We start from the raw sequence: 13,523 nt of genomic DNA, 5'->3' as shown, positions 1-13,523 counted from the left end.
AGAAGGTTATGACTTTATTTTTCGAACAACTCAAAAAAAGCACTGCCGCTGCTCAACAAGCAATGTTAACTGCGCCAGTCATCGCAGACGTTCAACAAGGCAACATTTCCAAAGATATGTATATCGCCTTTCTCACCCAAGCTTACCATCACGTTAAGCACACCGTTCCCTTGCTGATGGCGTGTGGGGGCCGACTATCTGGCGAATACGAATGGGTACGAGACGCCATTGCCGAATACATCGAGGAAGAGAAAGGCCATCAAGAATGGATTTTAAATGACATCAAAGCATGTGGCGGCGATGCCGAAGCAGTGCGCAACAACAAAGATGTAGGTCAAGTCGGTGCGCCGATTGAATTGATGGTTTCCTACCTTTACCACAACATTGACCGCCACAACCCACTCGCGCTGTTTGGCATGGTGTGGGTATTAGAAGGCACCAGCGTCGGCATTGGTGGCCAAATGGCAGAAAAAATCCAGTCAACGTTAAGCCTACCGCCTTCAGCAATGACTTACCTAATTTCACACAGCGTGTTAGACCAAGATCATCTGCAATTTTTTGAATCACTGATGAACAAAATCACCAAAGTGGAAGATCAACAAGTCATCATCGACTCTGCAAAAATGGTGTTTGCACTGTACGGACAAATGCTGCGCTCTTTGCCTTCTTTCTCAACCCAACAAGCGGCGTGAGGTGAAGCATGATCATTAACAACAGCACCATTCTCCTGACAGGCGCAACGGGCGGAATTGGGCAAGCCATCGCGCGCGAGTTAGCAAAACGCGGAGCCAGCCTCATTCTTGTTGGGCGAAACGAAGAGAGCTTGCAAACACTACAGCGTGAACTGTCAAATCCAGAACGTCATGACGTAGTCGTTGCAGACATCACCTCATCAGAAGGATTAACAGCGATTAAAGATCGAGCGCGCCAACATCAAAAAGTGGACGCACTGATTAACAATGCGGGCAGCAACGATTTCTCGTTGTTAAGCCACAAACGACCAACGCAGATTGCAGACGAAATCCAACTCAATCTCGTTGCGCCGATGCTGCTGTGCCAATCGGCGTTGACGTGGTTAAAGCAACCTGGGGTGATTCTCAATATAGGTTCAACATTCGGCTCAATTGGCTACCCAGGCTATACCTCCTATTGCGCGGCAAAAGCGGGGTTGCACCGGTTTACCGAATCGCTCGACAGAGAGCTGTTCGCAACCGGAATCCGTGCGCTGTATTTGGCACCAAGAGCGACAGAAACCTCACTCAATAGCGATGCCGTCAATGAAATGAATCGACAACTGGGTAACAAAACGGACTCGCCGCAAGTTGTTGCCAATCACGTTGTCACCATGTTGGAAAAAGAAATTTCCGCGAAATGGATTGGTTGGCCAGAAAAACTTTTTGCTCGCATCAATCAACTGCTTCCAAGCGTGGTTTCTTCTGCGATTCGTAAGCAACAAGAAACCATTCACCAATACGTAAACCGAGTCAGTCATTGAAGAGGACATGGACGATGAATTCCAAACAACTACTTTGCGCTTTAACGGTTTGTTCAACGTTAGCTTCGACCGCTGCGTTGGCAGGTAATGCTCCACTGCAACAGGTTCAAAAGAAATGGGCGGAATGTCAGTACAGCACGCCCGATGGTGACGAAAAGGAACAATGCTTCCATCGTGCGATTGCCAAAACCAGTATTTATCTCGACAGAGAACCCGGCAATCCCGAACTCACTGTTTGGCTGGCAATCAATAAAGCATCGCTGGCTGGTGCTCAAGGTGGCTTAGGTGCACTATCACTCGCCAAAGAAGCCAAATCTTTACTCGAAGGGGTAATTGCAACGTCACCGCAAACGCTTGATGGCTCTGCATACACCAGTTTAGGTTCTTTGTATTACAAAGTTCCGGGGTGGCCAATTGGCTTTGGTGATGACGATAAAGCCGAAGAAATGTTGAAAAAAGCGTTAGAGATCAATCCAAAAGGCATCGATCCGAACTATTTTTATGGAGACTTCCTTGCAGAAGAAGGTCGAGACAAAGAAGCGAAAGTGTATTTGACTCGCGCAATGCAAGCATCACCTCGCCCTGACCGACCTTTGGCGGATAAAGGTCGAAAACTGGAAATTGAAGCGACTCTTGGGAGATTGAAATAATCTATGCGCTTATTACTCGTAGAAGATGACAAACTACTCGGTCAATCCATGGTGACTTCATTAAGTCGCCATGGGTACACCGTGGATTGGGTGGAAAAAGGGTCTGGCGTGACTAGCGCACTCAAAACAGAAGCGTTCACTGCCGTGATTTTGGATCTCACTCTCCCCGATATCGATGGATTGGAAGTTCTGCGTAATATTCGCAAAGGCGGATTTAAGCTCCCAGTGATGATACTTACCGCACGAGACGACATTCGCGATCGCGTTCAAGGCCTTGATGGCGGCGCAGATGATTACCTCGGAAAACCGTTTGCACTCGAAGAGTTGCTCGCTCGCTTGCGTGTGTTGATTCGCCGTCAATCCGGCAGTGCAGAAGAAATCATTCAAGTTGGGCAGTTATCTTTATCCCTATCGGAACAAAGCATTCGCTACGATGACGCGCCGCTTAAACTCACACGCAATGAATTTAAAATCCTCACCAGCTTGATGACGAACGCCGGACGCGTGCAAAGTAAGGAGCAATTGCAACAATCACTACATGGCTGGGATGAAGGTTCAAGCGACAACGCGATAGAAGTTCACATTCATAACCTGCGTAAAAAAGCCCCCAACGTCGCCATCAAGAACATTCGTGGTGTGGGGTACATTCTTGAAAAATAAAAAACCTTACTCCATTAAACGCCAACTGACGCTCTCGGTTGGCTTGTTAGTCAGCGCGCTTTTGCTTATTTCTTTGTACTTCAGCTTTCAGTCAGCCAAACACGAAGTCGAAGAAGTTTATGACGCTAGGCTTGGGCAATCCGCTAAGCTGATGCTGCTGACGCTGTCCATTTCAACCGAAACGGACACGCTCGCCAACCACAGAGAGCTATTCGACCAGTGGATGAAGAACATTGATTCTTTGGCAAAGAGCGACGAAGACAAAGCCACCAAGTTTGGTCACCCCTACGAGCAGAATCTCGTTTTTCAATTCTACCGTGACAACAAGTTGATCTGGAGTTCCACTCCGAATCTGCGCTCTCTTTCTTCTTCTTTTGACAACAACGGCTACGCCGACATTACCAAAGACGGCTTGCAGTGGCGCACTTTCCAACTCTCATTACCACAGACTGAGCATGAGAACGAATACGTGGTCGTTGCTGAAAAGCAAAAGATACGGAAAGAGATCATCCACGAAATCGCTCTGTCGACGTCCATCGAACAGTTACTACTATTGCCGACTTTGCTGCTGTTGCTGTTCTGGCTGATAGACAGGTATTTCAGACCGATTAACGATCTACGCACGGCTATCACGCAACGAAACGTGCACCGCTTAGACCGCATTCATGTTACCGACAACACAACCGAGCTTGCTCCGTTGGTGGAAGCACTCAATTCATTGCTTTCTGAACTTGAACAAGCGTGGCAGAGAGAGAAGCGCTTTACGCGAGCCGCCGCACACGAGCTCAAAACGCCGCTGACAATCCTGCGCCTAAACGTAGAAAACGCTCTTGAAAGTAATGACCCAGAGCAGCTACGCGGAGACTTACACAACATCCTTCAAGGCATTGAAAGAACCGACCGTCTCATCCACCAACTGCTTACGCTTGCTAAAGTAGACAGTTTATCTGAACGTGTCTTTGACAACGTCGAACTAACGCCATTGCTGCAAACCGTCGTCGCCGATTTAGCGCCACTTGCTTTAAGACAAGATCAAGACATCAGCCTCTCACCAGCGGAAGTCGCACTTTCTGGCGACAAAATGTTGTTAGAGGTATTGTTCCGTAACCTTGTAGACAACGCCATTCGCTATTCAGGCGCACACAGCGAAATCCAAGTTAGTGTGCAAGAAAATAGAAATGCGATCAAAATCTTGATTTCCGACACTGGCCCGGAGATTCCACAAGAAACGCGAGAAAGGATCTTTGAACAATTCTACCGAGGTCACTCAGAAAAAGGCGATGGTGCAGGGTTGGGCATGTCTATTTGCAAAGACATCGCCACGCTACACAGCGCAACAATAGAGCTGATTCCGAGAGAAAATGGCAAGAACACGTTTGTCGTCGCATTCCCAAAGTACTAGCGAAAAAAGACGACTAAAAAGGCGATATGGAGCACACTTCTATCGCCTTGTTTCGCACCAAGTATGAGACGCCCCCCACTCTTACATAGACATACGAATACTTACAATTCAGTCCATAGATTTTCATTATAATTCACGTTTATTTCACGCTCGCTTTGCTAGAAACGACACAACATCACGACTAAGTCCATCACAAAATAAATATGAAAAGTTCGTCTAAGAGACCCATGTTTGGGCCATTGCAGCCTCTCGCTGTTTTTTCTTTGTTTTCACTTGCATTTTTGTCCATATCACGCATTTTACTCGCCTTTTGGCAGTTTGATCGTATTGAATCCTTCAACGACTTCCTTTACATCCTAGGCCAAGGCGTGCGTGTTGATATCGCAACGTTATGCTGGTTGTTCATCCTCCCTGCTCTGCTTTCTTCTTTCATGCCACTAAAAGGCAAGGTCGGAGAATGCTGGAAATGGGTATTGCGCCTTTGGATGGTCGCAGGGCTATGGATTCTTGTGTACATGGAATTGGCAACGGCGCCATTCATTCAAGAATATGACCTGCGTCCGAACCGCCTGTTTGTTGAATACCTCATCTACCCGAAAGAAGTGATGAGCATGCTTTGGACTGGCTACAAACTAGAACTGTTTATTGGTGCGATCGGCACCGCTTTGACGCTAGTTTTAGGCTGGAAATGGAGCAAAAAACTGACCGATAGCGCGCAACAAATCAATTGGAAATGGCGCCCTCTTTTGGCGATTTTCGTTGTGCTTCTTTGTGTTGCAGGCGCTCGTTCGTCTTTGGGTCACCGTCCGCTCAACCCTGCTATGGTGGCGTTTTCGAACGATCCACTGCTTAACGACTTAGCACTGAATTCGTCTTACTCATTGCTATTTGCTGTCAACAATATGAAGTCAGAAAAGAGCGCAGAGCAGTTCTACGGCAAGATGGACAATCAAAAAATGTTGGATCTCGTTCGCGCTTCATCAACGAAGGTCAACTTTGATCCTACATTGCTACCAACCATGAACAGCAACCCAGCGACGTACCAAGGCAAGCGTAAAAACTTGGTTATCTTGTTACAAGAGAGCTTGGGCGCACAGTTTGTGGGCTCTTTGGGTGGTCTGCCTCTTACACCAAACCTTGATGAACTGATGCAAGAAGGCTGGCAGTTTACACAAATGTACGCAACGGGCACTCGTTCAGTTCGTGGTATCGAAGCGGTAACAACTGGCTTCCCGCCATCGCCTTCTCGCGCGGTTGTTAAACTGAGTAAGAGCCAAACGGGTTTCTTTACTATTGCTGATTTGCTGAAAGAACAAGGCTACCACACACAGTTCATTTACGGCGGTGAAGCAAACTTCGATAACATGAAGACCTTCTTCTTCGGCAATGGCTTCGACCAAATTGTTGAAGAGAAAAACTATACGAACCCAGGTTTTGTTGGCTCTTGGGGAGTCAGTGACGAAGATCTTTACAATAAAGCAGATGAAGAGTTTGAGCGCCTTTCAAAAGGCGACAAACCTTTCTTCAGCCTTGTGTTCACATCAAGCAACCACAGTCCTTATGAGTACCCAGAAGGTAAAATCGAACAATACGATTCTGAGCACATGACGCGAAACAACGCGGTGAAATACTCAGATTACGCTTTGGGTACGTTCTTCGACAAAGCGAAAAAATCATCATACTGGGATGACACGATTTTCATCGTAATTGCGGACCACGATGCTCGTGTATTTGGTGCAAACCTTGTTCCTGTTAAGCACTTCCACATCCCTGCTTTGATCATTGGTAAAGACATTCAACCACGTAAAGATGACCGCATCGCCAACAACATTGATATGCCGCCAACGCTGCTGTCTCTTATTGGTGTGGACGCAAAAACACCGATGATTGGCCGTGACTTAACTAAGCCACTGGCTCGCGAAGATGAACGCGCAATGATGCAGTACGACAAAAACTTCGGTTACTTAACCCGAGATAACTTAGTTGTACTTTCTCCTGGCGAAAAAGTGTCGACCATGGAATACGACTTTGAAAGCCAAACGATGAAACCGCTAAAGGTCGATGAATCCGTTATTGACCGCGCAAAAGCAAACGCGCTGTTTGCATCTAAAGCGTATCAAAACAACTGGTACTCTTCGAAACGTGCTAACTAGTACTCGTTGATTCAGTTAGGAAAAAAGGAGCCAAATGGCTCCTTTGCTTTGTTTTAGAGCGACTAGATTTTTAACGTGAAAATTCACTACTGACAGCACCTGTCATGCTCTTTCGGTAAATTCAGCCTCATCTATTTAACAAAGTTGAGGAATAAAACATGCTGACTATCAATTCATTCGTTCTCTATGTAGAAAACATTCACGTGAGCCAAACATTTTACTCGAGACTGTTTGATTGCGAGGTCACGCTTTTATCTCCTACATTTGCTTCTATGCCACTTTCCCATAGCGTCAAACTTACGCTCAAACAAAGTGACGCGCTCACTCCAGTCAGCATGGTGAAAGGTGGAGGAGCCGAATTATCGTTGTCTGTAGCAGACGGACATCAACTGGAGCTGGTTTACAACAAGTGGAAAGAGATGGGCGTAGACTTTATTCAGCCACCAATGACCTCGATGTATGGGTTAAATTTTGTAGCGACCGATCCTGATAAGCATCGCATTCGCGTGTTCATTATTGAATAAAAATGCGTTAAAAATGCTTTTTACCATTCCCAACTAGACTTCAATAAATTAGACTCAGGGGACACTTATAAGCTGCGTTGTATATAACTAAAGGAATGCCCATGAGCTCAAGTATGATCCTTAGCGAATCCCTAATTGAAAGTGGACGTGATATCCCACTAAAAGAACTGCTTTATGCAAAGCGCGTGTTAGACAACTACATGGCGGTAGCAAAAGACACAAGCCCGCTTGAGCTATTAACAGAAATGAAAGCTGCAGCTAAACAAGTAGAATACTTCACTACAAATAACAATCCGTGTGAAGCGCGCAATGTCATTAGCAGTATGATTGATGAGATCGACAGTGCGGAAACGTTTGCTGCTTTCAAAACTCTCGCAGGAAAGCCATCTCAAGCTTTGAACGAATTAATTGAAGATCGCGCTCAACTCATTAGGTATGAACGAGAACTTTTGCTTGCATCAGGTTATGATGCCTCTCGTATCTAACGAGTTTTAGCTTAACATAGGTAAAAGGAAAGGAGCTCAGTGAGCTCCTTTTTGTATGAACAATCGAGTGTATTTTTAAGCTTACAAACCCATATCCGATGTGATTTCTTTGATCTGTTTGAGATCCATTTTGTAGACTTCAATTAGTTGATCAATTTGGCTAAGTCGAGAATTTGCTTCATCGTGCTTATCGCAAGCATCGGATTTTACATCCCACGACTTCCCTTCTAAGAACACATCACACTCTTTCTTCAGCTTGTCGATTTTCGGCAATAGCTTCTCTCGCTCTTTCTCTAACGCTTCTAGATCTTGCGAGATTTTGAGTTCTTTCTGGAACACTTCACGAGAGCGTTCAAACATGGTTGCTTGCATATCCGCTTGGCGAGTAAGCTTTTCATTCTCTGTCTTACTCGAGCTCAACTTGTCATTCTGTTGCTTCACTTGAGATTCCAACGACAAGTTAACCTTCTCGACCTCGGTAAGCTGAGCTTGTAATTTTTTCAGCGCTTTCTGATGTGCGGCGTCCTTTTCTGCGAGCAGTGCATCCACTTTCTCTTGGATTTCTTTGTCTAGCGATTCTTCACGAGTTTTAACTTGAGAAACTAACGCGGTTTTATCTTGCGCAAGCGCTTGATATTTATCTTCTAAAACTTGGTAAGTAGATTCCCATTTATTCGCCGTCAAAACGGAGCCAGCCAAGCCCCCAAATGCCAAGCCTAGTACCGCTGCAATTGCGATATATATGTGTGTGCGTTTGTCACGTTCCTCAATGACAACCACTTCATCTTGTTCTTCAATATTTTTTTGAGAAGTCACCGTATATTACTCCAAGGACTCTTCTATCTTGCTAGCGAATCAGTTCCGCAATCACAATGGATGCGGTATAAATCAGGAATGCGCCAATCAATGTTATGACGGTCGCTTTTTGGACTTTTTCATTGGTTCGATAACGGAATAGCACAAACGCTACAACTATCAATACCGCAATGGCTAACAATCTGGTCATACAGCCTCCTTGTCCAATCGCGTAAAACTGACTAACTCCTGAGACAGTTTCACAAAAGTTTATTGTAACTCATTTCTACGTTACGCAAGGTCAACTTAGCGTAGATTTTCATTCGCGTGCGCTAGATTGGATCAATTTTGTGCTCTTAATTGAATAACTTACCTAAGGCTCACTGGCGATGCATTACCAACAATTATGTTGAGAAATGCGAATATTGCCGATAGAAATAATATCAGTTCCCTACTCTACTCAACAAACCTCTATCCAGTACGTCATAAAAATACCTTTTGTTCAAAAATGTGTTGAAAATAAATCGTCCAAGGGTGTTGAAATGGTCAAGAAACATGATAGAGTTCACACGTTAATGGTGACCAGCATCATTAACTAACCTTTACTCATTTGATTGAGTAAATGTTCCGATGAAGACTGCAGGAGAGTGGTTATTAACCAAACTTTAACATTTGGTTAGATTAACTCGCCGAAGAATTAACTATTTCAGGTGCTACCTTGGTAGCGGGGACTGTAGTTGGAGGAACCTCTGGAGAGAACCGTTAAATCGGTCGCCGAAGGAGCAAGTCCTGCACATGTGTGCGGGGTGAAACTCTCAGGCAAAAGGACAGAGGAGTGGAAAGTTACAACCTAACTATTTGGCGTTCCCGCCTTCTTTAAATAGCTTAGTTCTATTAGAGATCCTTGATCTCGTCCTTTCCCTCTTCTCCTTATTAGTTGTTTTATTAAGGGGAAATCATGAACGACCTACAATCTTTACTACAAACCATTGATAACTTTGTCTGGGGTCCACCACTGCTTATTTTGCTTGTGGGAACCGGTGTTTACTTCACTTTTAGCCTAGGCTTGATCCAGTTTAAACACCTACCAACCGCGTTAGCGATGGTATTCAGTAAAGATAAGTCATCTGATAAACAGGGTGACGTTTCTAGCTTCGCAGCACTTTGTACTGCACTTTCTGCAACTATCGGTACTGGTAACATTGTCGGCGTTGCAACCGCAATCAAACTTGGTGGCCCTGGCGCCCTATTCTGGATGTGGCTTGCAGCCCTATTCGGAATGGCGACGAAATACGCTGAGTGTCTGCTTGCTGTTAAATACCGACGCGTTGACGACAATGGCCAAATGATTGGTGGCCCAATGTACTACCTACAATATGGTGTTGGCTCTAAAGCACTAGCCATCATGTTTGCGGTATTCTCACTTGGGGTTGCTTGTTTTGGTATCGGTACGTTCCCGCAAGTAAATGCGATTCTTGATGCAAGTGAAATCTCTCTAGGTGTAAACCGTGAGCTTGCAGCTTTCATCCTGACGCTTTTGGTTGCATTTGTAACTCTAGGTGGCATCAAATCTATCGCAAGTGTCGCAGGTAAAGTGGTTCCAGCAATGGCGCTGTTTTATGTGTTGGCGTGTCTTAGCGTGATCATCATGAACGCAGATCAACTACTAAATGCTGTTGAACTTGTGTTGGTATCTGCTTTCACGTCTACCGCAGCAACGGGCGGTTTCCTAGGTGCTAGCATCATGTTGGCAATCCAATCTGGTATTGCGCGTGGTGTATTCTCCAACGAATCGGGTTTGGGTAGCGCGCCAATGGCCGCAGCAGCAGCGAAAACAGACTCTTGTGTTAAACAAGGTTTGATTTCGATGACAGGTACCTTCTTCGATACCATCATCATTTGTACCATGACAGGTCTAGCCCTGATCCTAACTGGCGCTTGGCAAAGTGACTTGTCAGGTGCCGCGATGACAACACATGCCTTTGCTGTTGGTCTCAACGCAGAAACATTTGGCCCAATGCTGGTGTCTATCGGTCTGATGTTCTTTGCGTTTACAACGATCCTTGGTTGGAACTACTACGGTGAGCGTTGTGTGGTGTTCCTAATGGGCACAAAAGCGGTTCTGCCTTACAAGATTATCTTCCTTGCTCTAGTGGCTTCAGGCGCGTTCCTGCATCTAGACATGATTTGGATTCTGGCAGATATCGTAAATGGCTTGATGGCGATCCCTAACCTTATTGGTTTGATTGCGCTTCGTCATGTTGTACTGGCAGAAACTAAATTGTTCTTTAACCCTTCAGTTCAATCTGATGATCTTGATGCGGTAAAAGCATAGCTCTACAAAGAACCGTTAAGCCTGCACTTAAACGAGTTAGAAACCTTAAAACACAAAGCCCGCTCATGTTTAGCGGGCTTTATTTTTATCTAGATTCAGATGACAGCGTTAATCACGTAACCACTGATGTTCAACCTTCTCTCCACGCTGCTCAAAAAACTTAGCGTTTTGCTGTTTGAACTGATCAACTTTAATATCCGCGATTGGCCAATGGGCAAAATCTTCCGTAATGAAAGACTCATCAACGCCAAATTCTAGCGAATCTAAATGCTTACCTATGTAACGGTAAAAATAACTCTGTCCGACGCTATCACACACCATTGGCACATGCGCCATTCGCTGGCGATTCACTGATACGGATGCCCAAGTTGTGGTGTTCGGTTTGCAAGTTTTCTCCTGCACAACATCGATTTCAAACTTGTTGTCTAACGTCGTAGATACAAAAACGACGATCGCATCGTCAAGGTAAACTCGTCTTAACAAGAGCTGTTTGGTGTCGTACGTTCGCGCCTTTTGGATACCATTAGAAAACGGCTCAAAGTGCGCCCAGTGCCACCCCCACTCCATCCCCCGAGGTGAAAACTTGATTTGTGGTAATGTCATCCAAGCAACAGCACTCGCAAACCCCAACAAAAACAGCGTCAGCATTAAAGCAAGTCGGTATAAATTGCGCATTTAAAGTGGTTCTTCAATCAGTAACTTAATTCCTAGCGCAACAAGCACAGCACCTGTTACTCCTTCCATCCATTTCATAAAGCTGGCATTTTTGAGCAAGTTCTTTGCTGAGTTTAAAGCCCCTGCCAAGCCACATTGCCAAACCATTGCGATAACAAAATGGATAGCGGCCATCGTCATAGATTGCAACAATGGTGAGCCTTCCGGATTAACGAATTGCGGTAAAAATGCCAAGTAAAACACTGCCGTTTTTGGGTTTAGTACATTTGAGAGAAAGCCCTCTCTAAACGAACGTTTTCCACTGTATACCTGCTGAATTTGTTCAGCGACAGTAATGCCTCCGTCTGAAGCCATTAACGCTTTCAAACTGCTGATACCAAGCCAAATGAGGTACGCGGCTCCAATCATTTTAACGATTTGGAATAGCTCAGCAGATTGTGCAAGGATGGCAGAAATGCCCACGGCAGAGAAAAACGCATGTACAAACAAGCCAAAACAAATGCCTAAACTTGTTGTACACCCATCTTTTACGCCCGAACGACTTGTATTACGAAGAACCAATGCGGTATCCAGCCCCGGCGTCAGCGTTAAAATCGTGATAGCGATAAGAAACGCTTCAAAATTTAGTATGTCCATATTGTTGTGATAATTAATGGGTAATGTGTCATCAATACCGACAATCAACTCGATTCGCAAGCTTCTTTTTTAAGAGCGCTATACAACCGGATGAATTTGTGGACAATGAGACGTCATTAAATGTTAATTATTAGTAAATTAACTTCAGTTGCTTAGCGCGACTTGATGTGAAGGACCCTTTTCAGGTGTTTAGGGAAAGAACAAAAATAAGAGTAGTCACAATGAATTCATTTACAAAACTCGTCGAACATTCAAAAAAAGTCGCCAACTTTGGCCATTTATTAGAAATTGTAGGCTGGGATCAAGCTGCTGTGATGCCTTCAGGCGGTGCTGAAGCACGCTCCAACGCAATGGCTGAACTTGAAGTACACATCCACTCGCTCATGACTCAGCCGCATCTTGAGGATCTATTTGCGCAAGCAGAAGAAGAAACCCTCGCCACGCAAGAGCGAGCCATGTTACGTGAAATGAAACGCGAATGGCAGCTTGCAAACCTTCTTCCAGAATCATTAGTTCAAGCAAGTTCTCTTGCCGGTTCGAAGTGTGAGCACGCGTGGCGCACACAGCGTGCTAATAATGACTGGGCCGGTTTTGAGAAGAACTGGGCAGAAGTTGTAAAGCTTTCCCAAGAAGAGGCTCAAATTCGTGCAGACGCAAATGGCACAACGCCATACGATGCGATGCTGAATGTTTACGAGCCAGGCACGACGTCGGCTTCTTTAGATACACTGTTTTCTGACGTCAAAACATGGTTGCCTTCTTTAATTGACGAAGCAATTGAAAAGCAAAAATCAAATAACATTCTGCTTCCTAACGGCCATTACCCTGCTGAAAAACAAAAAGCACTGGGCTTGCAAGTGATGAAGCTGCTCCAGTTCGATTTCGAGCATGGTCGACTCGATGAGAGTGTCCACCCGTTCTGTGGCGGCGTTCCTACCGATGTGCGTATCACAACTCGTTACGATGAGAGTGAGTTTATGCAATCATTAATGGGAATCGTGCACGAAACTGGTCACGCTCGTTATGAACAAGGCTTACCTAAGGAATTGGCTGGCACACCAGCGGGTGAAGCGCGCTCGATGGGCATTCATGAGTCACAATCTCTATTCTTCGAGATGCAAATTGGCCGCAACAACGCCTTTATCGATCATCTTGCTCGCTTGGCTTCAAATCATTTCTCTGGCAACGAGTTCGCGAAGGACAATCTAGTGAAGATATACACGCGAGTAGAAAAAGGCTTCATCCGAGTTGATGCAGATGAACTGACCTACCCTGCGCACGTTATCCTTCGCTACGAAATTGAACGAGATCTCATGAACGGTGTGATTAAACACACTGACGTCCCTGAATTGTGGAACGAGAAAATGAAAGCGTATCTGGGTCTATCTACAGAGGGCAACTTCAAAAATGGTTGTATGCAAGACATCCATTGGACTGACGGCTCTTTTGGTTATTTCCCATCGTACACACTAGGAGCCATGTACGCGGCACAATTTATGGCAGCGATGAAGAAGACTATCGACGTTGATGGCGTAATTCAAAGTGGTGACCTTTCACCTATCTTTACTTGGCTATCAGACAATATTTGGAGCAAAGGCAGCTTGTTAACGACCGATGAGCTCGTAAAACACGCAACAGGAGAAACGCTTAATGCTCAACACTTCCAAGCCCACTTGAAAAGTCGTTACCTATAACTGCTGAACTTAATATAAC

14 protein-coding genes and 1 riboswitch are annotated in these 13,523 nt (G+C 45.2%); of the genes, 10 read left to right on the top strand and 4 right to left on the bottom strand.

Annotated features, from left to right (window positions below; genetic code table 11):
* The first annotated feature begins 8 nt into the window (after positions 1-8).
* From ACF8CV_RS06560 to ACF8CV_RS06525, 8 genes are all read left to right on the top strand, one after another.
* Positions 9-692, top strand: a complete 684-nt coding sequence (locus ACF8CV_RS06560) for a TenA family transcriptional regulator (protein WP_005464637.1) — start codon at positions 9-11, stop codon at positions 690-692.
* Between the two features lie 8 nt (positions 693-700).
* Positions 701-1,495: an SDR family oxidoreductase gene (locus ACF8CV_RS06555; RefSeq protein WP_025795114.1), complete on the top strand. Its 795-nt coding sequence runs from the start codon at positions 701-703 to the stop codon at positions 1,493-1,495.
* Between the two features lie 14 nt (positions 1,496-1,509).
* Positions 1,510-2,145, top strand: a complete 636-nt coding sequence (locus tag ACF8CV_RS06550; RefSeq protein ID WP_023623474.1) for a hypothetical protein — start codon at positions 1,510-1,512, stop codon at positions 2,143-2,145.
* A gap of 3 nt (positions 2,146-2,148) precedes the next feature.
* Positions 2,149-2,805: a response regulator gene (locus tag ACF8CV_RS06545; protein ID WP_005464355.1), complete on the top strand. Its 657-nt coding sequence runs from the start codon at positions 2,149-2,151 to the stop codon at positions 2,803-2,805.
* Positions 2,795-4,207 (top strand): ATP-binding protein, encoded by a 1,413-nt coding sequence (locus tag ACF8CV_RS06540; RefSeq protein WP_025499122.1) that lies wholly within the window; start codon positions 2,795-2,797, stop codon positions 4,205-4,207. The genes ACF8CV_RS06545 and ACF8CV_RS06540 overlap by 11 nt, the downstream gene beginning before the upstream one ends.
* A gap of 203 nt (positions 4,208-4,410) precedes the next feature.
* Positions 4,411-6,360: an LTA synthase family protein gene (locus tag ACF8CV_RS06535; RefSeq protein WP_138937506.1), complete on the top strand. Its 1,950-nt coding sequence runs from the start codon at positions 4,411-4,413 to the stop codon at positions 6,358-6,360.
* Positions 6,361-6,518: 158 nt separating this feature from the next.
* Entirely contained in the window at positions 6,519-6,884 is a 366-nt protein-coding gene (locus ACF8CV_RS06530) for a VOC family protein (protein WP_138937505.1), read from the top strand.
* A gap of 101 nt (positions 6,885-6,985) precedes the next feature.
* Positions 6,986-7,369 (top strand): hypothetical protein, encoded by a 384-nt coding sequence (locus tag ACF8CV_RS06525; RefSeq protein ID WP_020840698.1) that lies wholly within the window; start codon positions 6,986-6,988, stop codon positions 7,367-7,369.
* An 81-nt stretch (positions 7,370-7,450) separates the two neighbouring features.
* Here ACF8CV_RS06525 and ACF8CV_RS06520 read toward each other — a convergent pair whose 3' ends face one another.
* Both ACF8CV_RS06520 and ACF8CV_RS06515 read right to left on the bottom strand, forming a co-directional pair.
* Positions 7,451-8,185 (bottom strand): hypothetical protein, encoded by a 735-nt coding sequence (locus tag ACF8CV_RS06520; RefSeq protein WP_005464478.1) that lies wholly within the window; start codon positions 8,183-8,185, stop codon positions 7,451-7,453.
* Positions 8,186-8,216: 31 nt separating this feature from the next.
* Entirely contained in the window at positions 8,217-8,375 is a 159-nt protein-coding gene (locus tag ACF8CV_RS06515) for a hypothetical protein (protein ID WP_005477734.1), read from the bottom strand.
* 528 nt (positions 8,376-8,903) lie between these two features.
* Positions 8,904-9,005, top strand: a riboswitch (glycine riboswitch).
* Between the two features lie 117 nt (positions 9,006-9,122).
* On the opposite strand from ACF8CV_RS06515, the gene ACF8CV_RS06510 reads away from it, so the two are divergent.
* A complete protein-coding gene (locus ACF8CV_RS06510) occupies positions 9,123-10,499 on the top strand; it encodes a sodium:alanine symporter family protein (RefSeq protein ID WP_005464704.1) in 1,377 nt (458 codons plus the stop codon).
* 108 nt (positions 10,500-10,607) lie between these two features.
* Here the strand turns inward: ACF8CV_RS06510 and ACF8CV_RS06505 are convergent, their stop codons facing one another.
* Together ACF8CV_RS06505 and ACF8CV_RS06500 are read right to left on the bottom strand one after the other, a co-directional pair.
* A complete protein-coding gene (locus ACF8CV_RS06505) occupies positions 10,608-11,174 on the bottom strand; it encodes a threonine transporter RhtB (RefSeq protein ID WP_138937504.1) in 567 nt (188 codons plus the stop codon).
* Positions 11,175-11,810 carry a LysE family translocator gene (locus tag ACF8CV_RS06500; protein ID WP_021486433.1) on the bottom strand — a complete coding sequence of 212 codons (636 nt, stop codon included), beginning with the start codon at positions 11,808-11,810 and terminating at the stop codon, positions 11,175-11,177.
* A gap of 221 nt (positions 11,811-12,031) precedes the next feature.
* On the opposite strand from ACF8CV_RS06500, the gene ACF8CV_RS06495 reads away from it, so the two are divergent.
* The gene (locus tag ACF8CV_RS06495) at positions 12,032-13,504 is read left to right on the top strand and encodes a carboxypeptidase M32 (RefSeq protein ID WP_171055877.1); all 1,473 of its coding nucleotides are present in this window, start codon (positions 12,032-12,034) and stop codon (positions 13,502-13,504) included.
* The last annotated feature ends 19 nt before the right edge of the window (positions 13,505-13,523 follow it).

The sequence above is a fragment of the Vibrio sp. zbq_1 genome (assembly GCF_043102935.1).
GTDB lineage: Bacteria > Pseudomonadota > Gammaproteobacteria > Enterobacterales > Vibrionaceae > Vibrio > Vibrio parahaemolyticus.
This window is presented reverse-complemented; position numbering and strand designations above follow the sequence as displayed.

Coding starts and splice junctions, on each gene's coding strand:
- ACF8CV_RS06560 (WP_005464637.1), top strand. CDS start 9: ATGACTTTATTTTTCGAACAACTCAAAAAAAGCACTGCCGCTGCTCAA.
- ACF8CV_RS06555 (WP_025795114.1), top strand. CDS start 701: ATGATCATTAACAACAGCACCATTCTCCTGACAGGCGCAACGGGCGGA.
- ACF8CV_RS06550 (WP_023623474.1), top strand. CDS start 1,510: ATGAATTCCAAACAACTACTTTGCGCTTTAACGGTTTGTTCAACGTTA.
- ACF8CV_RS06545 (WP_005464355.1), top strand. CDS start 2,149: ATGCGCTTATTACTCGTAGAAGATGACAAACTACTCGGTCAATCCATG.
- ACF8CV_RS06535 (WP_138937506.1), top strand. CDS start 4,411: ATGAAAAGTTCGTCTAAGAGACCCATGTTTGGGCCATTGCAGCCTCTC.
- ACF8CV_RS06530 (WP_138937505.1), top strand. CDS start 6,519: ATGCTGACTATCAATTCATTCGTTCTCTATGTAGAAAACATTCACGTG.
- ACF8CV_RS06525 (WP_020840698.1), top strand. CDS start 6,986: ATGAGCTCAAGTATGATCCTTAGCGAATCCCTAATTGAAAGTGGACGT.
- ACF8CV_RS06515 (WP_005477734.1), bottom strand. CDS start 8,375: ATGACCAGATTGTTAGCCATTGCGGTATTGATAGTTGTAGCGTTTGTG.
- ACF8CV_RS06510 (WP_005464704.1), top strand. CDS start 9,123: ATGAACGACCTACAATCTTTACTACAAACCATTGATAACTTTGTCTGG.
- ACF8CV_RS06505 (WP_138937504.1), bottom strand. CDS start 11,174: ATGCGCAATTTATACCGACTTGCTTTAATGCTGACGCTGTTTTTGTTG.
- ACF8CV_RS06500 (WP_021486433.1), bottom strand. CDS start 11,810: ATGGACATACTAAATTTTGAAGCGTTTCTTATCGCTATCACGATTTTA.
- ACF8CV_RS06495 (WP_171055877.1), top strand. CDS start 12,032: ATGAATTCATTTACAAAACTCGTCGAACATTCAAAAAAAGTCGCCAAC.